Origin of the sequence: Pseudoalteromonas sp. Cn5-37 (assembly GCF_021532495.1) — a bacterium.
GTDB lineage: Bacteria > Pseudomonadota > Gammaproteobacteria > Enterobacterales > Alteromonadaceae > Pseudoalteromonas > Pseudoalteromonas simplex.
On record NZ_JAKGBA010000009.1, the window covers coordinates 14,726 to 35,887 of the forward strand.

General features: G+C 41.7%; 22 protein-coding genes. 7 read left to right on the forward strand and 15 right to left on the reverse strand.

Annotation, left to right across the window (positions count from 1 at the left end):
- The first annotated feature begins 33 nt into the window (after nt 1-33).
- Complete coding sequence (locus L1266_RS12250) at nt 34-1,098, forward strand: hemolysin family protein (protein WP_166338889.1); 1,065 nt, start codon at nt 34-36, stop codon at nt 1,096-1,098.
- On the opposite strand, the gene L1266_RS12255 is transcribed toward L1266_RS12250, so the two are convergent.
- A complete protein-coding gene (locus L1266_RS12255) occupies nt 1,095-2,315 on the reverse strand; it encodes an EAL domain-containing response regulator (RefSeq protein ID WP_054554503.1) in 1,221 nt (406 codons plus the stop codon). The two genes, L1266_RS12250 and L1266_RS12255, sit on opposite strands and share 4 nt — an antisense overlap.
- Before the next feature lie 173 nt (nt 2,316-2,488).
- On the opposite strand from L1266_RS12255, the gene L1266_RS12260 reads away from it, so the two are divergent.
- A complete protein-coding gene (locus tag L1266_RS12260) occupies nt 2,489-3,505 on the forward strand; it encodes a metalloprotease (protein WP_054554502.1) in 1,017 nt (338 codons plus the stop codon).
- A 50-nt stretch (nt 3,506-3,555) separates the two neighbouring features.
- Here L1266_RS12260 and L1266_RS12265 read toward each other — a convergent pair whose 3' ends face one another.
- A complete protein-coding gene (locus tag L1266_RS12265; protein ID WP_235377620.1) occupies nt 3,556-4,869 on the reverse strand; it encodes a short-chain fatty acid transporter in 1,314 nt (437 codons plus the stop codon).
- Between the two features lie 115 nt (nt 4,870-4,984).
- Nucleotides 4,985-5,938, reverse strand: coding sequence for a chemotaxis protein CheV (locus L1266_RS12270; RefSeq protein ID WP_054554500.1), 954 nt, complete (start codon nt 5,936-5,938; stop codon nt 4,985-4,987).
- 145 nt (nt 5,939-6,083) lie between these two features.
- Here L1266_RS12270 and L1266_RS12275 point away from each other — a divergent pair, with 145 nt between their 5' ends.
- Both L1266_RS12275 and L1266_RS12280 read left to right on the forward strand, forming a co-directional pair.
- The gene (locus L1266_RS12275; protein ID WP_138600963.1) at nt 6,084-7,148 is read left to right on the forward strand and encodes a potassium channel family protein; all 1,065 of its coding nucleotides are present in this window, start codon (nt 6,084-6,086) and stop codon (nt 7,146-7,148) included.
- Nucleotides 7,149-7,191: 43 nt separating this feature from the next.
- Nucleotides 7,192-7,404 (forward strand): hypothetical protein, encoded by a 213-nt coding sequence (locus L1266_RS12280; protein ID WP_054554498.1) that lies wholly within the window; start codon nt 7,192-7,194, stop codon nt 7,402-7,404.
- 31 nt (nt 7,405-7,435) lie between these two features.
- Here L1266_RS12280 and L1266_RS12285 read toward each other — a convergent pair whose 3' ends face one another.
- From L1266_RS12285 to L1266_RS12315, 7 genes are all read right to left on the reverse strand, one after another.
- On the reverse strand, nt 7,436-8,320 hold the full coding sequence (locus L1266_RS12285; RefSeq protein ID WP_187490139.1) for a hypothetical protein: 885 nt from the start codon (nt 8,318-8,320) through the stop codon (nt 7,436-7,438).
- 129 nt (nt 8,321-8,449) lie between these two features.
- On the reverse strand, nt 8,450-9,643 hold the full coding sequence (locus tag L1266_RS12290) for a dipeptidase (RefSeq protein WP_166341182.1): 1,194 nt from the start codon (nt 9,641-9,643) through the stop codon (nt 8,450-8,452).
- A 60-nt stretch (nt 9,644-9,703) separates the two neighbouring features.
- Entirely contained in the window at nt 9,704-9,961 is a 258-nt protein-coding gene (locus L1266_RS12295) for a YheU family protein (protein ID WP_138600969.1), read from the reverse strand.
- Entirely contained in the window at nt 9,958-10,938 is a 981-nt protein-coding gene (locus L1266_RS12300; RefSeq protein ID WP_054554494.1) for a hydrolase, read from the reverse strand. The genes L1266_RS12295 and L1266_RS12300 overlap by 4 nt, the downstream gene beginning before the upstream one ends.
- Before the next feature lie 142 nt (nt 10,939-11,080).
- Nucleotides 11,081-11,221: a DUF3149 domain-containing protein gene (locus L1266_RS12305; protein WP_074989877.1), complete on the reverse strand. Its 141-nt coding sequence runs from the start codon at nt 11,219-11,221 to the stop codon at nt 11,081-11,083.
- Between the two features lie 220 nt (nt 11,222-11,441).
- Complete coding sequence (locus tag L1266_RS12310) at nt 11,442-11,867, reverse strand: TIGR02444 family protein (RefSeq protein WP_235377621.1); 426 nt, start codon at nt 11,865-11,867, stop codon at nt 11,442-11,444.
- Entirely contained in the window at nt 11,854-13,773 is a 1,920-nt protein-coding gene (locus tag L1266_RS12315) for an ATP-binding cassette domain-containing protein (protein WP_235377622.1), read from the reverse strand. The genes L1266_RS12310 and L1266_RS12315 overlap by 14 nt, the downstream gene beginning before the upstream one ends.
- A 129-nt stretch (nt 13,774-13,902) precedes the next feature.
- On the opposite strand from L1266_RS12315, the gene L1266_RS12320 reads away from it, so the two are divergent.
- Entirely contained in the window at nt 13,903-14,106 is a 204-nt protein-coding gene (locus tag L1266_RS12320; protein ID WP_054554491.1) for a YheV family putative zinc ribbon protein, read from the forward strand.
- A 23-nt stretch (nt 14,107-14,129) separates the two neighbouring features.
- Here the strand turns inward: L1266_RS12320 and L1266_RS12325 are convergent, their stop codons facing one another.
- Both L1266_RS12325 and L1266_RS12330 read right to left on the reverse strand, forming a co-directional pair.
- Nucleotides 14,130-14,342 carry a SlyX family protein gene (locus L1266_RS12325; protein ID WP_054554490.1) on the reverse strand — a complete coding sequence of 71 codons (213 nt, stop codon included), beginning with the start codon at nt 14,340-14,342 and terminating at the stop codon, nt 14,130-14,132.
- A complete protein-coding gene (locus L1266_RS12330; protein ID WP_138618472.1) occupies nt 14,329-15,327 on the reverse strand; it encodes a WD40 repeat domain-containing protein in 999 nt (332 codons plus the stop codon). Before L1266_RS12330 ends, L1266_RS12325 begins: the two co-directional genes overlap by 14 nt.
- A 200-nt stretch (nt 15,328-15,527) precedes the next feature.
- Here L1266_RS12330 and fkpA point away from each other — a divergent pair, with 200 nt between their 5' ends.
- Complete coding sequence (fkpA, locus tag L1266_RS12335; RefSeq protein WP_054554488.1) at nt 15,528-16,283, forward strand: FKBP-type peptidyl-prolyl cis-trans isomerase; 756 nt, start codon at nt 15,528-15,530, stop codon at nt 16,281-16,283.
- 54 nt (nt 16,284-16,337) lie between these two features.
- Here the strand turns inward: fkpA and L1266_RS12340 are convergent, their stop codons facing one another.
- Together L1266_RS12340 and rsd are read right to left on the reverse strand one after the other, a co-directional pair.
- On the reverse strand, nt 16,338-17,384 hold the full coding sequence (locus tag L1266_RS12340) for a S66 peptidase family protein (protein WP_194442645.1): 1,047 nt from the start codon (nt 17,382-17,384) through the stop codon (nt 16,338-16,340).
- Nucleotides 17,385-17,530: 146 nt separating this feature from the next.
- Nucleotides 17,531-18,001: a sigma D regulator gene (gene rsd, locus L1266_RS12345; RefSeq protein WP_166341170.1), complete on the reverse strand. Its 471-nt coding sequence runs from the start codon at nt 17,999-18,001 to the stop codon at nt 17,531-17,533.
- Between the two features lie 611 nt (nt 18,002-18,612).
- Between rsd and hemE the strand changes: the two genes are divergently transcribed.
- Nucleotides 18,613-19,677 carry a uroporphyrinogen decarboxylase gene (hemE, locus tag L1266_RS12350; protein ID WP_054554485.1) on the forward strand — a complete coding sequence of 355 codons (1,065 nt, stop codon included), beginning with the start codon at nt 18,613-18,615 and terminating at the stop codon, nt 19,675-19,677.
- Nucleotides 19,678-19,726: 49 nt separating this feature from the next.
- Here hemE and sthA read toward each other — a convergent pair whose 3' ends face one another.
- Nucleotides 19,727-21,157 carry a Si-specific NAD(P)(+) transhydrogenase gene (gene sthA, locus L1266_RS12355; protein ID WP_138618468.1) on the reverse strand — a complete coding sequence of 477 codons (1,431 nt, stop codon included), beginning with the start codon at nt 21,155-21,157 and terminating at the stop codon, nt 19,727-19,729.
- Between the last annotated feature and the right edge of the window lie 5 nt (nt 21,158-21,162).

A 21,162-nucleotide genomic window follows, 5' to 3' on the forward strand; every position in this document is an offset into this window, starting at 1 on the left:
GGTGAGCAGGTTAACTTTTTAAGAGGGCTTACAGTGACATTGTTACTTGTTTATATGTTTGTTGCCATTACGGTTTCGTTTTTGTGCTCAGTGATGGAAGCGGTACTGTTAAGTATTACGCCAAGTTATGTTGCCATGCTCAGAAAGCAACAACCACAACTGGCAAAACGTGTTGGTAAGCTTAAAGACAATATAGACCAACCGCTGGCAGCAATACTTACGTTAAATACCATAGCGCACACAGCAGGTGCCGCTGGTGTTGGCGCACAAGCTGCAGTGGTGTTTTCAGATGCTGCGGTTGGCGTTGCCTCTGCAATTATGACGCTATTGGTTCTAGTGCTTTCTGAAATTATTCCGAAAACATTAGGGGCTAATTATTGGCGAGGATTAACACCCATTGTTAGTGTGAGCCTAATTTGGTTGGTGTTTATTCTAAAACCCTTTGTGTGGTTTGCAGATATTTTAACGCGCTTTTTAGGGCGTAATTACGATGAGGCCTATTATATTCGCCAAGAAATTGAAGCCATGGCTGATATTGGTACTGAATCAGGAGCCCTTGGGCAAGATGAATCTGAAATCATTCGCAGCCTGCTGCATTTTCGTCATGCCAAACTCGATACCTTAATGACACCACGTACGGTGCTTTTTAAAGTACATAAAGATTTAACTGTAAACCAATACTTGGCGGAGCATGGTTCTTCTTCGTTTTCTAGGGTATTGGTTTATGACAAAAATGGTGATGATATTATTGGTTTTGTGCATAAAAATGACATTATGCTAGCTTATCATCGTCTAGGTGAAGACTATAAAATTAGCAAGCTCGTTAAGCCTATTTACACCGTACCAGAAACCTTACATGTGCCGACTTTACTCGAAACCTTACTGTCTGAGCGCACGCATATTTGTTTAGTCGTGGATGAATACGGTGATGTGCAAGGTATTGTCACCCTTGAAGATTTAATCGAAGCATTAATGGGGCTCGAAATTGTTGATGAGCACGATCAATCAGCTAATATGCAAAAAGTCGCCAAACAGCGTTGGCGACAACGTTTAGCATCGAGTAATACCATCGTCAGTGACGATAAGCGTAAACCTTAGCGGCGATGCCCCGCTGCGGTTTTTACCATTTGTCGCCATGAGAGTGACCAATTTAAAAAGTCTTCTTTGGCTTTCGGGCGGCACAGCAAAAAGCCCTGCATAAGAATAAACTCTTTGTAGCGGTCGAGGTATTCGAGTTCTTCCACTCGCTCAATGCCCTCGGCTACAATAGCGAGATCTTCTTGTATCGCTATATTCACTAAGCTACTAACAATCACTTGGGAAAACTGATCGGTTTCAATATTGCTAATCAGGGTGCGATCGATCTTAATTTCGGTAAAAGGTAGCGTTTTGAGTTGTTGAACATTAGTAAAGCCAGTGCCAAAGTCATCGAGCGAAATACCAAAACCGCGCATTCGTAAACGGTTGAGTGTTTCGAGCTGTGCCGCACTTCTAAGTGCATACTGCTCAGTGATTTCGAGGATGATTTCACTTGGAGTTAAATTATTTAAGTGTAAGATTAACGCAAGTTTATCTGGGCAGCTTAAATCTTCTAGTTGCGAGGGTGATAAATTGAAAGCGAGCTTTAAGTTTTGATCAAAGTTTTCCTTTATTTCAATAAAATCGCTAGTGGCTTTTTCAAATAATTGAAAAGTAATAAGGTTTATCAAGTCCAAATCTTCAGCAACACAAATAAAGCGTTCGGGCAAAATGATTTCTTGTTCTTGACGCGTGTTGATCCGTGCTAATACTTCAATACTTTCAACCCGGTTGTCATGACGATTAATTTTAGGCTGATAAAACGGGATCACTTCATTGTGGCTGATAGCATGCAGTAGTAATGATTCAGAAATAGGCGCCTGAGTTCGTTCAACATGAATAGCAAAGTGTTCCAACTTTTGAAGTAGTAAGTAAACTTGATTTAATTGTACTGGCTTAGAAACATTACCAATTAAGTGAGCGTTATGCTTGCGAGCTAAGTCAGCAGCTAGGTCTATAACCTTAGGGTCCATCTCAGAAATAATGGCAATTGCACCTTGGTATTTCATGGCGCCTAAATGGCGGATAAGTTCCATGCCATCCATGTCTGGCATATTGAGATCAGTAAAAACAGCATCAAAGTATTTCGGGGCTTTTTTTATTTTTTCTAGTGCTTCCTCAGCACTTAAGCTGGTGGTGATATGAGGGACTTCGAGCTCATTCAAAATAGCATGCATGACAATTAAAATTGCTTTCGAATCATCTACGACGAGAATGTGCCTATTTGACTTAACCATATTCATTCCTTGAATGAGAATACTATTATAAAAGTAGTAGAAAAATTGCATTAAGTCATGTTTATTGATTTCTTTTTGTATAATAAATGAACAATCACTTAAGGGGTTGAAACTCGTAATTTTATCTGTGCGAAGTATAATAGCCGCACTTTTTATTCGTATTTATAAGAACTATGGTCAGACTTCAGTTGAGTCTCGCAGATGAAATCTTTATTTTGCATTTAAACGGCTCACAGTTAATTCAGCTTTTTCATCAACAACAAGCAATTGCCTTCGATAATCCAGAGCCAAAACTTTATGAGTTTGATTTTCAGGGGCAGCGTATTGGCCTTGATACCAGTAAAGTGCACGAAAAAAGCTTAGTGGTTTTTGTTAATCAGCAGCAGGTAAGTCAACTTGCTTTACCTGAGTTGCAAGAAGCCGAACCAAAACGCGGCATTATTGGTTTGCTGGCACTGGGCTTTAAATTATTCAAAAGTGCAAAAGTCGTGAAAGCTGCGTTAGCGGGTGCCTCGGTGGCTGGCTACGCTTGGCTATTTTCCATTGAATTTGCCTTAATGTTAATCGCTTGCTTGGTTGTGCATGAATACGGTCATGTGCGCGCAATGAAATATTTTGGCATTAAAACGAAAGGTATTTACCTTATTCCCTTTGTGGGTGGTTTGGCTGTTTCTGATGATAAAATTACCACGCGATGGCAAGATGTGGTGATCTCACTCATGGGGCCCGCTTTTGGCTTAATTACCTCAGTGCTAGGAGTGGTGCTTTACTACGCCACTGAAATGGAAATATTCGCCGGTGTGGCGGTACTCAGTGCATTGTTAAACCTATTTAACTTGTTACCTATTCTGCCCTTGGATGGTGGCCATGTACTTAAAAGCATTAGTTTTTCGATGCGTTCATGGATAGGCCTAAGTGTATGTTTATTAGGTGTGTTATTTGGCTTGTGGCTGAGTTACACCTTTGGCTTGATGCTACTGGTGTTTTTCTTATTTGTAGGGGCACTTGAGATTATCTTTGAGTGGCGCGGGCGTCACTACTCACACCTCATTCCTCTTGATACTTACGGGCAAGGTTTTTCAGCAGTAATGTACGCACTGGTTGTTGCTGGTCACGTTGCGGTGATGATGCACTTTGCCGACTCAGAAAGCCCAATCTTAAGCTTACCAATGAAGATATTAGCAAGTTAACTCGTATTGCCAGATATTAGGAAGTGTCTTTATCACTTCCTAATTTGGTGTTAAGGATAAAAACTCAGCATTAACGATATAAACACGCCGGTGATGATCAGCTGCACAAGGCAAAAGCCCATGATGTCTTTTGCTTTTAAGCCGGCAATAGCAAGTACGGGGAGTGCCCAGAACGGCTGAATAAGGTTAGTCCAAGCATCGCCCCATGCGACAGCCATAGCAACCCGTGGCATATCCGCGCCAAGTGTTTGTGCTGCAGGAATGACAATCGGCGCTTGCACCGCCCATTGGCCGCCGCCTGATGGCACAAATATATTCACAAACCCTGCACTTAAAAAGCTCCAAAATGGCAGTGTTTCGGCTGTTGCAATGGCAATAAACCCTTCAGATATTTGTTGAGCAAGTCCCGTTTTTACCATAATCGCCATGATCCCGGCATAAAATGGAAATTGAATCACAATGCCAGCGCCACTAGGGATTGCTTGCTGTAAGCTGCTAAGTAAATTATGCGGTGTTTGATGCAGTAAAATTGCGCTAAATAAGAAAATTGCGATCACGCTATTTAAGTTTAAGCCGCCTCCGTTTAACACAAAATAATAAAATAAATAGGCAAGACCAACGGCACCTACTCCCATACCAAGCAAACGACTATGTTCTATGACTTCGGCAGGGCGGGTGGGTGTTGCTATTTGCTGCGTTTCATCATCAAGCTTTGCGGGGTCAACATAAACACTATCTTTTTCGCTTGGCAGCATATAGCGATTTACCAACGGCATGATAATAAACAAGCCCACAACAATAGCGATATTAAATGCCGAAAAAATTGTGTTTTCGGTGTCTATTACCCCAATACTTTGCTGTGCAAAGTGGCCATCGGTTGCGATGGTCAGCGGCACTGAACCGGCTAAGCCACCATGCCAAACAATAAAACCTGAATAGGCACTGGCTACTAACAAACGGTAATCAACGCGGGTTTGTTTCGCAATTGCTTTGGCGAACAAAGCGCCAATAACTAAACCGAAGCCCCAATTTAGCCAGCTAGCCAATAATGACACGAGCGTAACGAGTATAATCGCTTTGGCAGAGCTGTTGGCGAAAGTCGCAAGCTTGTTGAGTATGCTGCGCATCACCGGGGTACTCGCTAGCATGTACCCCGTTAGCAGCACCAGCAACATTTGCATGGCAAATTGTAATAGGTTCCAAAAACCACCACCCCAAGCCGCGAGCACTTGCGTGGGCGTTGACGGAGTAAAGAGGCTCGCAACGATAAAGCTCAGCAAGGTGAGTAATATAACAAATACAAACGGGTCGGGTAGATAACGCTCTACTAGATTAGTGAATGGTTTAGCAATGCGATTTAGCATGGTTTTTATTGTTGTCGTCGAATCGATAGTGCCAATAAATCATGAATAACGATGATTGGCAAATTGCGACGTCGTTGCTTGAGCTTATGCCTTCAAAAAAAAATGCTAAAATTAATTACTGTGAATCTTGCTCAAGCACCGCTTTTAAGCGAGCCTGAACTTCTTCGACTAGCAGTATTGGCTGGAACTTTGATAAAAACGCATTACAACCAACCTTCTCAACTAAAGCTTGATTAAAGCTACCACTCAAAGATGTGTTAAGCACGATATATAGGTTTTTCATGCGGCTGTCGTTACGAATTTCGTGTGTTAAGCGGTAGCCATCCATTGCCGGCATTTCTGCATCGGTGATCACCATGAGTAATTCTTTCTCAACATCTTTGCCTTGATCAGCCCAGCCTTTTAACATTTCGAGTGCTTCAAGTCCGTTACGAGCAGGTATGATTTCGATGCCAAGTTGCGACAAGGTATCGCTTACTTGTTTACGAGCCGTTGGCGAATCATCGGCATGAAGAATTTTGCGGCCTGCAAATTCATTCACGATACTTTTATCAAGAATGTCATTAGATATTTGTACTTCATACTCAACGATTTCGGCGAGCACTTTTTCTACATCGATAATTTCAACTAGATGTTCTTGGCCATCGCGTTTTACTTTAGTTAAGGCTGTTAGGTAGTGATTTTTACCAATTGCGGTTGGCGGTGGCATGATATCTGACCATGTCATATTAATGATCTGATCAACTTTACCAATTAAAAAGCCTTGCACAGTGCGGTTGTATTCAGTGATAACTAGGTTTGTATCTTCGATGTTTTTAGCTTCAGGCATATTAATCGCCTTGCGTAAGTCAATAACCGGAATTGATTCACCGCGTATATTGACTACCCCCGATACTTTTGGGTGCGCATGAGGGATCTTGCTAATTGGTGGCAGCTTTACTACTTCTTTAACTTTAAACACATTTAGAGCAAATAAGTGACGGCTGTGAAGGTAAAATAGCAAAAGCTCTAAGCGGTTTTCACCGACCAGTTGCGTACGCTTATCAACAGAAGCAAGAACACCTGACATATTTCACCCTAAACACCTAATACAGAGATAGTATAGTCTACTATTATTTTTCATCGACATGTATGTTCAATTTAGCGCCTGTTGCTAAATATCCTGCATTACAGTACCGTATCGATAATTTCCCCCACGATAGATTGCAAGGATCATGCACTATTTTTTTAATCGAATAGTAGTTCTTATTCGCAGCCATATTGATCAAGTAAGTTGGCAGGCTGTGGTGCTTACCACGCTTTTGCATATGCTACTAATTTGGTGGCTGCTTATGCTTGCAGGAGAGCAAGCTCTTACACCTCTTGGCACTTATTTTTATTATTATGTAGTAACTACGTCAACAGTTGGCTATGGCGACTTTAGTGCGAGCACTGAGCTTGGCCGTTGGATTGTCGCATTACTGCAAATACCTTTTGGTTTAGCATTATTTGGCGTTCTGTTAGGAAAAACAGGGCAAACAGTAACTTATTTAATTAGGCGCGCTATGACGGGTGATAAAAGCTTCGCACATATAAACAATCACATTATTATCTTTGGTTGGCATGATACACGTACTAAGAAGATGGTCGATTATATCTTGGCCGATCATAAACGTTTAGATCGTCGTATTTTATTGGCCGTTACGGAGCAAATGGAGCATCCATTTTTAGCAAACCCGATGGTTGATTTTGCACGCTTAACTAGCTTTACTGACCTAGATGAGTTGAACCGAATTGCGATTGGCCGGGCCGATAAAATTATTATTGATGGCCAAGATGATGACCAAACGTTTACAACGGCATTACGTATTAGCAAGTTGGTAAATGAACAGTGCCACATTAGTGCACACTTTACTGATGAAACGAAAATCGAAATGCTACATGAGCATTGCCACAATGTAGAATGTAGCAGTGCTAAATCAGCCGAGATATTAGTGCGTTCAATGCAAGACCCAGGTTCAAGTCGCGTGCAAGAAGAGTTACTATCGACATTGCACGGTGATACTCAATTTAGTTTACCAATTCCAAAAGGCGTGCAAGCAATGGAATTTGGCAAGCTGTTTCATCACTTTAAATATAGTCACGATGCTATATTACTGGGTGTCGCACATAATTTGAGTGCAAAAAATATGGACTTAAACCCGCCGCTTGATTACGTGGTGAGTGAGGGAGATATTTTGCATTATATCGCTGCTGAACGAGTTTTGAGCGACGAAGTTGATTGGTCAGCGTTGGTATAGTACCAATCCGCAATAATACTTTTAATTAAGTGAATTGGTATATATGAATGAAGTTGTGTTTTTAATTATCGTACTCAGTGCCTACATTTTACCTGTGGTCATTGTGCTCAATAGTAAACGCACGCAAGGCCACGAAAAGAATGCTTGGTTAATCGGTATCATCTTCTTTTCGTGGTTAGCTTTAGTAATGTACTTAACAATTATCCCTAAACACGGGCGAGTCAAAAAGCACCGTAAAGTAAAACCCAAGAGCTAGAGCCTTTTACTAGTGGCAACTTACGGTTTTTTTATTTCCCCAACGCTTTATCTAGTTCTTCTCTTAAGCGTGGACCTTTTAGGTTTTCAGCCATGATTTCGGCAGCTTTTGCATTACTGCTATTCTCAATAGTGGTTATTCGTTCTGCTAAATCACTGGCATAGCTATTGTTGCCGTCTCTTGTGGCGCGAAAAAATTGGCCGATGAGGGCTGTGGCAGAAATATTGCGAACATAATCATTATCGTCAGTTTGTAACAGCTTTTGAAAATGCTCAGCGAGCTTAGGCGAGACGTTATTTTGGCGAGATAAATTCTCTAAAGTACTGACACGAATCTTAGGATCATTAGTGTATTCGCTAATGCTTATCATGGCATCGATAACAGCATTTTCTTGGTTTTCATCTAAGTCGCGTCTGAGCATGCTTAAGGTCATTTTTAGTTGCCCGTAGGCTGCTAAGCGCTCATTTTCGGACTTACTCAAATTGAGTAAGGTAGCAAGAGCTTCATTTATTGAGTTGTCGGCATATTGTGGGTCTGCTTTGATGCGTTCGCGGTAGTCATCAGGTAAATTTCCTAGCCAACCCATTGCTGGGTTCCTTTTTTCTATCTCAGCTCGTCGCTCACTTTCTTGCTGTGCCATTGCTTGTTTTACCAATGAGGTCAGTCGCTCTTGGTCAAGAGTGTGGGTTTGATTTTCAAGCTCGTGAATGCGTGTTTCGAGATCTAAAATATAGCCATGTAAGGCAACTAGGTTTTCTCTGTCTTGCTCTGGAATGGTTAACTCTTTTAAGTTAGGTTTTGCCTGCTGTATAACTACAGGCTTGTCAGTCGAGTTTACTTTTGTATAGCTATAAATTGATAAGCCCAGTGCAATGCTTGCAAATGCCAGCGCAGTACTCCCTTGCCAAGTCGACATATCACATCATCCAAGTTGCTTTGTAATATCAGCAGATTAAAACAAGCCATTTGTATTATCAATTACTTATGATGATAAAAACAAAAAGCGCAGCTAGTTAGCTGCGCTTTTAAATAGAGTTTATGTCGATTAATGGGCTTTTGCGTATGCTTCAGCTTGTTGCCATACACGTAGCATATTGCCACTTAAAATCTTTTTGATGTCTTTATTGCTATAACCGCGGTCCATTAGACCTTGCACTAGGTTAGGATAGCTAGATACATCTTTTAAACCAGTAGGTAGAGAGTCGCCTACACCATCGTAATCAGAGCCAATACCCACATAATCGATGCCAATTAGCTCAACGACATGGTCAATGTGATCAAGTACTTGTTCTAAGCTTGCAAATGGAAACGGGTTTTTAGCCCGATAAGCAGCATCAAAATCTTTGCTTAGCTTAGTACCGTCTTTTTTCTTTTCAGCCTTTGCTGATTTAAGCTGATCGTACCAAGAGCCAGCCTTTGCCGTAACAAAGCTTGAACCGAAGTTAATTTGAATAACACCACCGTTCTTTTTGAGTGCTAACAGCATGTCGTCATTCATATTACGCTCAAAGCCAGGGGTGTATTTACGCAGTGACGAGTGTGAAGCAATCACGGGAACTTTCGAAATTTCCATCACTTGGTAAAACGCATCATCAGAAATATGTGATACATCAACCAGCATACCAATGTTGTTCATTTCTTTTACCAGCTCTTTACCGAATGGGCTCAGGCCTTTCCACTTACGACGAATATCATAAGATGAATCAGAAATGTGGTTACTCTGCGAGTGGGCTAAAGTGATGTAACGTACGCCACGCTCATAAAAATGCTTAAGGTTTTTAATGTCGCCTTCGATAGGTGAGCCGTTTTCCATACCCATAGCAATCGACATTTTGCCTTGTTTAAACTGCTCTATAATATCGGCAGTCGAGTCTGCAATTGCGAACTTATCTGGTGCGCGTTGTACAATCGCTTCCATAGAGTCGATTAACTGATTTGCTAATTGGTAGCTTTTACCTTTGCCTTCAAATTCTAGGTTTGCAGGAATGTAAATTGACATGAAAGGAGCGTTCAAACCACCTTGCACAGCACGCGGATAATCAAAATCACCGTCGCTTGTAGCTTTGGTTACGTCAGCCCACTTGTTATGAATACGGTAAGGCACATCGATATGGGTATCGATTAAAATAGTGTCTTTTGCCAGTTTAATGGCTTTATCTGATGCAGTAACCTGATCTGCATTTGCTTGACCAATTAAGGCCAAAGAAACAGCGGCAACCAGTGAGCTTAGTTTTTTCATTTTTTAATGGCTCTTTAAGTTAAAAAGCCATTGTGAAGGGTTACAGTATAACTTACAAGTTTAGTCGTTAAACGACGCTTGGTACTCTGGGTCAGCTTGTAGAGCAATGAATTCAGCTTTAGATATAATCGTAACCGACTCATGTAACTCAGAAAAAAACACCATGGCTTCACCACTTTTAAGTTGTTGATGAACCTGTGCAACTTTGCTTTCAATGCTAAATTCTTGCTCGCCGTAATCAGTGCCTTCACGTAAAACATAACTTTCGATTAAATTATACAGAGTCTCTTTATCGAGGCGTTCGTGGGGAATGATCATAACTGCTCTTTTTTAACTAATTGTTGAAAATACTCAGGAACAATTCGTTCAAGCCAATATTCGGGCTTAAAAGGGTTTTTACCGCTAATAAAACCGACATGGCCACCTTGTTCTGAGATGCGCAGCGTAACATGCTCACTCACATCTAAGCTATCTGGTACGGCTTTTATTGATAACATTGGGTCATCTTTAGCGTGCACAATCAGCGTAGGTGTTGCAATGCTTTTTAAAAATGGTTTTGCACTCGCTTGCTGATAGTAATCTTCAGCACCGGCAAAGCCGTGCAATGGTGCCGTGAGCATATTATCGAATTGCCATAAGTCATCAATCGCCATCAGTTTTTCTGGCGTTAGGCTAATTTGCTGTTCGATTTGTGGCAGCTTTCTTTGCATCGATTTTTTCATTCGATCGAGCAAATATTTTTGATAAATCTTACCTAAGCTTTTACGAATAACTTCGCACGATGATGACAAGTCAAATGGTGCCGAAACAACGGCTGCGCCAGTTAAGTTCGATTTAGTACCATGCTCACCTAAATATTTTGCTAGTACATTACCACCTAGTGAAAAGCCCACGGCAAATAACGGGCGTTTTGGGAATTTGCTCTTAAGGTGATTGATGAAAAAGCGCAGGTCTTCTGTTTCGCCGCTGTGATAAGCACGTGCTAAACGGTTAACTTCGCGCGAGCAGTTTCGAAAATGCATTAAAACTACAGCAAAGCCTTGTTGCTTAAGTTTTTTCATCATGCCTTTAGCATAAAAGCTATTTATATTGCCTTCTAAACCATGCAATACAATAGCGAGGGGTGCTTGCTCATTATGAGGTGTTGCCCAAGCCAGTTCTAAAAAGTCACCATCAGGGGTATCGATAGTCGATAAGTCATACCGGGTATTATGAAAAGGGCGAAAAAAGCGCGGCATTATGGTTTGTAAATGGCGATTGCGCATCCACCACGCAGGCTTAAATTCAGGTAACATAGCTGACACTTTCGAAACAAAATAAGCACCTATTGTAGCAAGTTTTTGCTTTTTGAGAACAGCTACAAGATTTTAGCTATACACAAATAAAAAGCCCCTAAACAATAAATTGGATAGGGGCTTTGTGCGTCGTGCTTAATTCTTACTTAGGAACTTCTGCGTCATGTACTTTTTTAATGAAGTAACCAACATAGAAAAGGCATAAAACGATAACAACTGCCAAAATGCCGAATGACATAAATAAAACTGGGTCGCTAAAAAAATCTCTAAAGAATACGTTCATGGTTGTGCCTCCTAATGTCTATGGGTTAATCATAGGCTGGCTTGAGGACGGCAGATATGATCCAGATCAAGCAATTTTCCTGATGCTATAGGAGGTGATTTAATTGTTGATTTGGATCAAGTTTATTAGGGGAGTTCGGAGCTTTTAGCTATAAGTTTTAAGCAGATAGAAAGGGGCCTTTACTGAGGGCAGTTCAATTAAGATTGCTACCGACTAGATTTTACTGCTTGTCGCTTAAGTAAAGCCTTATATTTTCAGCCTGTTTATGGAGGGTGAATATCATGGTATTTGCTGTGTTTATCAGTAATTGTTGCTGCTTTTTTTCAAGCTTTAATTCTGCGCTAAGTAGCTCTTTGCGAATGATAGGGTAGTCTGAAACCTCGTTTTGAATGGTTTTAAGGTAGGCGCGTGTGGCTCGTAGGGGCTGTAAAGCTTGTTGGTCAAATTCGGCAATGCACGACTCAAGCTTACTCAGTTGAGAGGGGGTTACAGCCAGCTCTAAAGAATCAAGATAATAAAGCAGCAGGCAAAGGTTAACATTTTTGCTTTGCTGGTCTTGATAGCTTAGTAGCTTGGTTTGCATGCCGTCTTTGCTGTAAAGCTTGCATGCAAACTGCCAAAACTGTTCGCTGTTAAGCGGTTTCATCGGCAAAGGCCTGCTCTTTTTCTTCAAGCTCTTCAAGTGCCATGAGCAGCTCTTCTTCTACGTCATTAAGCTTGGGTGTTAAACTTGCTTGCTTAGCGAGTAGCTCTGTAAGTTTGGCTTTATTTTCATCATTGTATAAGTCATTGTCGGCAAGTGCGTTTTCGATTTCACCAAGCTCTGTAGAGTACTTATCAAGTTGCTTTTCAAGCTTTTCGATTTGCTTTTTCAACGGCTGCACTGACTTTCTGAACTCAGCTTCTAAGCGCTTTTGCTCTTTGCGGTTAACGCTTGAATGGGCTTTAGGGGCATTGTCTTCAGGGCTTTTAGTAGCTTCTTTATTGGCATTGAGTAGCCATTGGTAATAGGCATCAAGGTCATAACCAAATTGTGTTACTTCGCCGTTATCAACAAGGTAATACTCATCAGCGGTATTTTTAAGCATGTGACGGTCGTGCGATACGGTCACCATAGCACCTTCGAAGCCTTGTAGCGCCATTACTAAGGCATGACGCATTTCTAAGTCTAGGTGGTTGGTTGGCTCATCCAGTAACAGTAGGTTTGGCTTTTGGTACACCAGCATTGCTAGCACTAAACGGGCTTTTTCACCGCCAGAAAATGGCGCAACTGGCTCAAGTGCTTTATCGCCAAAGAATGCAAAACCGCCTAAAAAGTCACGCAATGATTGCTCAGGAGCTTGCGGGTTTAAACGTTGTAAATGGGTCACTGCGCTGGCTTTTAAATCAAGTGACTCAAGCTGATGCTGCGCAAAGTAACCAATATTTAAGCCCTGATGCTGAAATACTTCACCTGCTTGAGGTTGTAAATCGCCAGCTAATAATTTAATCAGTGTTGATTTACCTGCACCATTTCGGCCAAGCAGAGCAATACGGCTACCCGGCACAAGGTTTAGCTTGATGCTGTGTAAAATGGTGGTGTCGTCATAGCCTGCTTTGGCTTGGTCGAGAGTCATTAATGGGTTTGGTAGTGCTGTTGGCTCAGCAAATTCAAAATCAAAGGGTGAGTCAACATGGGCTGGAGCCAGCTTTTCCATACGCTCTAGGGCTTTTACGCGGCTTTGTGCTTGCTTAGCCTTACTGGCTTTTGCTTTGAAGCGCGTAATGAATTTTTCTAGATGAGCAATTTGTTCTTGTTGCTTTTCGAACATCGCTTGTTGTTGTAATAAGCGCTCTGCTTTTTGGCGTTCGAATTGCGAGTAATTGCCTTTATAAACATTTATTTTTTGTGCGTCTATGTGCCAAATTTGGTCAACAACGGCATCTAAGAATTCTCGGTCATGGGAAATAAGCACTAGAGTGCCTGTGTAGGCACGTAAAAAGCGTTCTAACCAGTAAACCGCATCGAGATCTAAGTGGTTGGTTGGCTCATCCAGCAGTAATAAATCGGCATCACGGATCAGTGCTTGTGCTAAGTTTAAGCGCATACGCCAGCCACCTGAAAAGGCGCTCACTGGGTTGTTAATTTGCTCATTACTAAAACCTAAACCGTGTAATAGCTCACCTGCTTTTGCCTCAATGCTATAGCCTTGAATATGTTCAAGGCCAATATGTGCTTTTGCCTGCGCATCGCCGTCGTTATTTTGCTCGGCTTCGCGTAGTGCAATTCTTAGCGCGTAATATTCAGGGTGACCTTGTAATACATAATCCAGAGCGCTGATTTCGAGCGCGGGAGTTTCTTGTTTTACAGAGGCAATTGACCAGTCTTTAGGAATTTGGCATCCACCGGCATCGAGTTGCAATTCAGACTTTAATAGCGCGAACAGCGTTGATTTACCACAGCCATTAGCACCAACAAGGCCGACTTTATGCTCTGGGAATAAGGTTGCAGAAGCCCCTTTTAGTAAGGCGTTACCACCACGTAGAAGTTCGATGTCTGAAATTTGGATCATGAATGTTTACTTGCACAGCACTGATTAAATTGCCGCTATCATAACACGGATCACATTAGCCTTCGCAATCGTATCAAACAGAGAATTATTAGGCTAAAATAGCCGCCTACATGCCACGGGAGATCATCTATGAGACAAAGAAAACGCTTTATTGCTGGCGCATCGTGCCCTGAATGTAAGGCCATGGATACCATGATGCTTTATAAAGAACATGATGTGGAAAAAGTGGAGTGCGTACAGTGTGGCCACAAAATGACGCAACCAGAGCAGGCTGTTCAGGCCTCAACACGCCAATTTGAGCAAGTGATTGGTGTATTTAAGCCGGGCGATTAATTCCCGGCTCTATCATTACTAAATTAATAGTGCGGCGGTGGCGGCTCTTGCATTTGTGACATTAAAGATGGCTGCTGCGCTTCTTTAATCTTTTCTGCAAGTAACTCTGTCTGGCGCTTCATTTTAGCCAGCTGCTGTTGGTGCGCTTTAAGCTCATCGTTTAATATTTCAATTGTTTCATCTTGAAAAGCGACTTTCGCTTCAAGTTCCATTAGACGATCTTCAATTGTATTCATTTGATTCTCTTAGATTAAAACTTTCAGCGAATCCGCTGGAGCTTTCGGTTAATAACGCTTGGTTGTTATCAGTAAACGCAACATCTAACACCACGGCTGATTTCGGGCGGCTTCCTTCACGAGGAATCACTTGCCACGTTTGTAATTTTTTACCTGACTCTAGCTGCCATAAATCAACCAATCGATTGGGTGAACCTGTGGCAATTAAAGTGCCTTCATCGTTAAAACGGACGGCGGTAAAAATTTTCTGACGCGCAATATACGCCAGTTTGCTAACAAGATCACCTGTAGTCAGTTGCCATACATTTGCTTGCTTCATACTGTCTGCGGTAAATGCGTAACGACCTTGTGGATCAAGGGCGACTTGAGTAACGCGACTTGGGTGATTAAAGCGATGGATCACTTGCCCTGTGCGAGTGTCCCAAAAGTAAGCAACATAGTCATTTGAGCCGCTAATGGCGTAGTGACCGTTAGGTGATAGATCAACAACATTGACTTTTTCTTGGTGGCCAAGGAACTCTATGCGCCTGCCACTCTCTAAGTCGAGGTAAACGACTACACCGTCGGCGCGACCATATAATACACTGCGCCCTTGGTTACTTATCGCGATATCTCTAATTGTTGAGGCGTGTATTTTGTAATAACCCGTGTTGTTGCCCGTGGCAATGTTCCACACTGCAAAGGTGGACTTCTCAGCGGTAACTGCATGGCTGTTGTCGTACGAGATAGCAACAGTATGGACGAGACTATCTTGGGCTTGTTGTTGAAACCATTGGTATTTTAATACCTGCTGTTGATTATCCCACAATGCAACCCCATGGTGTATTGATGAGATTAAGCTGTATTTACCATCGTGCGACAGCGCACAGGCGAAGGCACCTTTAGCCGCATGCTCATAGCGTGCAGTTGATTGCTCATGTTGCTCAGAGCAAGCTACAACTAAGCAAAGGCTGAGCAGATACAAAAAAGTACGAAATATCGACATATTACGAGTATTTCCCCTTAACTCTTAGTGATTGAGAGGTTAGACTAGGTCTCGTTGAAGGCCTAGGTTGTTAGTCTAATCGCTGATCATGCATTGGCATGACGTTAGTTATTAGACAAGCAGCCTACCATGTAGGTCGTTAATCTTTAACTAGTAATAATACAATAATTGACAACTGCAAAGTGTGTCGGAGATATAAAATGAAAAAGACGATTAAATTGTCATTGATTGCAGCGTCAGTTTTAGCGCTTACAGCTTGTAATCAGGAAGCAAAAAAAGAACAGCAAGTTGAAGTTAAACTAGAGACTGAAGCTCAACAACAAGCATACGGTATTGGTGCATCTGTTGGTAACTTCTTAAACCAAGACCTTGCTGATAAAAAAGCGCTAGGTGTTGAATTAGACGAAGCACTTCTTAAGCGTGGTTTTGAAGACGCACTAGCGGGTAACGCTAAACTTGATGACGAAAAAATTCGTGAAGTGTTAACTGCACTTGACCAAAGCATTCGCACTAAACAACAAGAAAAAGCGAAAGTAGAATCTGAAAAGAGCAAAGCTGAAGGCGAAAAATACCTAGCTGAAAACGCGAAAAAAGAAGGCGTTACAGTAACTGAGTCTGGCCTACAGTACGAAGTGATCACTGAAGGTGAAGGCGAAAAGCCAGTAGCAACAGACGTTGTTAAAGTACACTACAAAGGCACTTTATTAGACGGTACTGAGTTCGATAGCTCATACTCACGTAACGAACCAACTACTTTCCCACTTAACCGTGTGATCCCAGGTTGGACTGAAGGTTTACAATTAATGCCAGTTGGCTCTAAGTACAAGTTCACTATTCCATCTGAACTTGCATACGGTGAGCGTGATCTTGGTAAGATCCCTGCAAATTCAACGCTTGTTTTCGAAGTAGAATTACTTGAAATCCAAAGCGATGAAAAAGCTGTTCCAGCTGAGTAATATTTAATTCAATACAAAAAGGGCTGAAAAGCCCTTTTTTATGCGCGAAGTTTATTAACTAAATGCCGTTTCTTTCATTTTTAATGTGCCACTATCAGCATCAAGCTCAACCACAGTACCAACAGGCAGGATAAATTGGCGCTTAATATGGCCAATCATAGCTCCACGATAAGCAGGGATCCCCAGCGGTTTTATATAATCTGCAAAAATATTATCAAGGGTTAATGAGCCATAACCACTGCCTGGCTTACAGTCATTACAATCGCCAAATACAAAGCCTGCAATTTTATCAAGTGCGCCCATAAGTTTTAGTGTGCTCATCATCCTGTCAATTCTATACGGTGCTTCGTCGATATCTTCTAAAAATAAAATTGCGCCATTAAAGTCAGGTAAATAGTTCGAGCCTGCAAGGGCTGTCAGTACCGTTAAATTACCGCCGATTAATCGTCCAGAGGTTTTACCTGATGTAATCGTTTGGGTCAGGTACTGAGTGTTAACAAGCTCATCATCGGCTTTTGGTAAGTTTTGGAAATGCATCAACTTACGCGCTTCGAACATGCTCTTAAATTGCGCGACATGAAACGGGTTCCAGTCACTTGATGCATTTGGACCATGAAAGCTGATTAACCCAGCTTGAGACAGTAATGCATTGTGAAGAGCGGTAATGTCTGAATAGCCCATTAGAGGTTTTGGATTGTTACGGATCATTGCGTAGTCGAGCAAAGGTAGAATACGGGCAGCGCCTGAACCGCCACGTAAACACAAAATGGCATCAACCTCTTTGTCGTTGAATAAACTATTTAAGTCGCTAGCTCGCATTGCATCAGTGCCAGCTAAATGACCGCGTCTAGCTAGAATGTTTGGTGCAAGCTTAGCCTTGTAACCCAGTGCCTCTATAACGCCTTGTGCTAATAAAATATCAGCGTGCGCAGCAGTGGCAGCTGAAGGGCTACATATCCCAATTGTGCCGCCTGTAGGAAGAGCTTTTGGCTTAATTAATGTTTGGGTGCTAGCACTCTGCGCCGCCATTAAAGGAGCTGATGTCAGACTTGCGCCTGCGGCAAGAATTGAAAGTGACTTTAAAAATGACCGTTTATTCATAGCGAGCCTCATGTTTTTATAGTATGAGTATCGCATTGAAGAAAATATTTCAAATATTTGTTACGAAATGGAATAGATGATTCTTTTTAGGCAGGCAAAAAGGTGTTTTTCAGCAGAGAGTGTTTCTCTGCTGTGTAACTAAGCTGTTAGCTGGTGTGATTAGAATAAAGGTTATCGATTAACTCATCTTCTAGCTCAAAGCGCAGTTCAAGCGCTTCGCCTAAGATTGATAGGTCTTTATCAAACTCATCAAGCAAGTCATCTTTGTCAACTTCTGCGTATTTGTCGTTAAAGTCGAGTGCCACATCTGTGGTTTCAGAAATGCGTGGGTATAAGGCATTAGCCAGCTTTTGGCTTTCAGGACCTTTTTCTTTACACGCTTTGGCAATGTCGTCGTAAATTTCGAAATGGCCAGCAGAAAGGTAATCCATCAGAATTTGGCAAAAGTTTTGAATTTGCAGCTGATCAGGAAGGGCGTGATCTTTCTTTTCGTACGGTGAAAAGCCTGCAATACGGCAGAACAACACAAGCAGCTCTTGACGTTCTGTGAGCCATTTGTCGATTACAGAGTGACTACCACCCCACTTTTGTTGAGCTTTTTCCAAACGCGTCAGCATATTTCATCTCCTCGCTGAGTAGGTTTTCCTTTGTATATATAAAAAGGAAATATGACACAAAGATCAACTAAATTCTTAGTGTCTAATTGCAACAGATTGTAAAAGTCATTCTAAAGGCATAGTTTTCAGCATTGAATAAGCTAAAAAATTCTTTTTTTTTAGAGTGGACTTTTTTTGCTCTCATTGCAGTGTATGGGAATTGATTCAAAACTACTAGTATTAATTTTGCGATTTTTATCTAAGCGAATGAGTTGTAATTTGCTGATTTAGAAAAGAAAAAACCACCAAAATTGGTGGTTTAATTCTTTTTCTAAGACTTGTTAAAACAAGCGTTCTTATTATTATGGGAAGATTGTTGTTCTTATTGTTATAAGATTTTTATTATTGTTTTTGTTAACGCGGGATAAGTTATACCAAGCTTTTTTGTATGTTGCAAATTTATTAATGAAAAGTTTTAAATTTATTTTGTTTTCGCTCAAAAAACACACTATAGGCGTAGGTTGGCTTAAAAAACATGATCTATATCTAGCCTTGATTATCTATCCATAGTGAGACGCGCAATATGGTGATACAATCTGCTCAATTTCATTCAGTTCTAGGATTTTATACGCATGAGCGAATTAAAAAACGATCGTTATTTACGTGCACTACAAAAGCAACCTGTTGATGTCACACCGGTATGGATGATGCGCCAAGCTGGCCGTTATTTACCTGAATACCGTGCTACACGTGCCCAAGCAGGCGACTTTATGAGTTTATGTAAAAACGCTGAACTTGCTTGTGAAGTAACGTTACAGCCATTACGTCGTTATCCGCTTGATGCTGCAATTCTATTCAGTGATATTTTAACTATTCCAGATGCTATGGGCTTAGGTCTTTACTTTGAAACAGGTGAAGGTCCAAAATTTGAACGTCCGATTTCTTCATTAGCAGATGTTAAAAAAATCCCAAATATCGATCCAACTGATGAGCTTGGTTATGTGATGAATGCGGTAAGTACGATTCGTCGCGAATTAAAAGGTGAAGTACCGCTAATTGGTTTCTCTGGTTCACCTTGGACACTTGCCACTTACATGGTTGAAGGTGGTAGCAGCAAAACATTCGGTAAAATCAAGAAAATGGCCTTTGCAGATCCACAAACACTGCACCTATTACTTGATAAATTAGCTGACTCAGTAATCGACTATTTAAACGCGCAAGTTAAAGCGGGCGCGCAATCATTAATGGTATTTGACTCATGGGGCGGTGTATTAAGCCCACGTGACTACAATGAGTTTTCATTACAATACATGCACAAGATTGTTGATGGCTTAATTCGCGAATACGATGGCCGTAAAGTGCCAGTGACGTTATTTACTAAAAATGGTGGTCAGTGGATTGAAGCAATTGCAGCAACAGGCTGTGATGCAGTAGGTCTAGACTGGACTATTAACATTGGTGATGCAAAGCGTCGTGTTGGCGATAAAGTAGCGCTACAAGGTAACATGGACCCAGCAATGCTGCATGGTACGCCTGAGCGCATTCGCCAAGAAGTTGCCACTATTCTAGAAGACTTTGGTACAGGCTCTGGCCATGTATTCAACCTTGGTCACGGTATTACACCAGATGTAGACCCAGAAAACGCAGGTGTATTTATCAACGCTGTTCATGAATTCAGTGGTAAATACCACAAGTAAGCAAAAGCTAGTCATAAAAAAGCCCGCATTAAGCGGGCTTTTTTGTAAGTTACTTAAACAAACGATTTAAACCATTTAGTGCAGCTACGCGATAGGCTTCAGCCATAGTCGGGTAGTTGAACGTGGTATTTACAAAGTAATCAATGTTATTACCGCCGTTCTTTTGTTCCATAATAGCTTGACCGATGTGAACGATTTCAGAGGCACGCTCACCGAAGCAGTGCACACCCAGTACTTCTTTGGTATCAACGTGGAATAAAATCTTTAAGCTACCCACCTCAGTGCCTGCAATTTGCGCACGCGCTAAATGCTTAAACTGAGCACGGCCCACCTCGTAAGGGACTTTTGCAGCTGTTAACTCTTGCTCGGTTTTACCCACTGAGCTCATTTCAGGGATTGTATAAATACCTGCAGGGATATCAATGATCAGCTTTTCATCACAGTTACCACATGCAATCGCATCGGCTGCAATACGGCCTTGGTCAAATGCCGCACTGGCAAGGCTTGGGTAACCTATTACATCGCCCACAGCATAAATGTTATCGACTTCTGTTTGGTATGTTTCATTCACTTTAAGCTGGCCACGACCATCCGCTTTTAGGCCAACAGCTTCAAGGTTTAATGTGTCTGTGTTACCGGTACGGCCATTGGCAAATAAAATACAGTCAGCTTTTACGCGCTTGCCTGATTTTAAGTGCATCACCACACAATCATCGCGAGTTTCTACGCGATCAAACTCTTCATTATGACGAATAACAATACCGCTATTCCAAAAGTGATAGCTTAGGGCATCTGAAATTTCTGCATCCATAAAGGCAAGTAGGCGGTCACGGGTATTCACTAGGTCAACCTTGGCACCTAAGCCTTTAAAAATAGAGGCATACTCACAACCAATTACACCGGCACCATAAATCAGCACACGATGAGGGTCATCTTCAAGGCCTAAAATGGTATCGCTGTCGTAAATACGTGGATGTTTAAAGTCTACACCTGGTGGACGGTAAGGGCGCGAGCCAGTAGCAATAACGATTGTTTGTGCAGTAAGCGTTTCAAACGAACCGTCTAGGTGCGTCACTTTAATAGTGTGTTTATCAATAAACTCAGCATCACCTTGATACATATGAATGCGGTTACGCTCATAAAAGCTGCTACGTAAATTAGATTGCTTTGAAATGACGTTACTTGCGTGGCGCAAAATATCGGGGAAAGTTAAGCGGTTAGGGCGCTCACTAATATTAAATAGCGGGTTTGCTTTATATTCAATATAACGACTTACAGAGTGACGTAATGCTTTTGAAGGGATAGTACCCCAGTGCACACAGCCGCCGCCTACCGCTTCTTGACGTTCAATAACAGCGACTCTTTTGTTGCTTTTAGATAGGTTCATGGCGGTACCTTCACCGCCAGGACCTGTACCTATGATGATTGCATCATATTGATAAGATGGAGTATCTTTTTGCTTTACTTGTTGTTTGGCCACAGCCG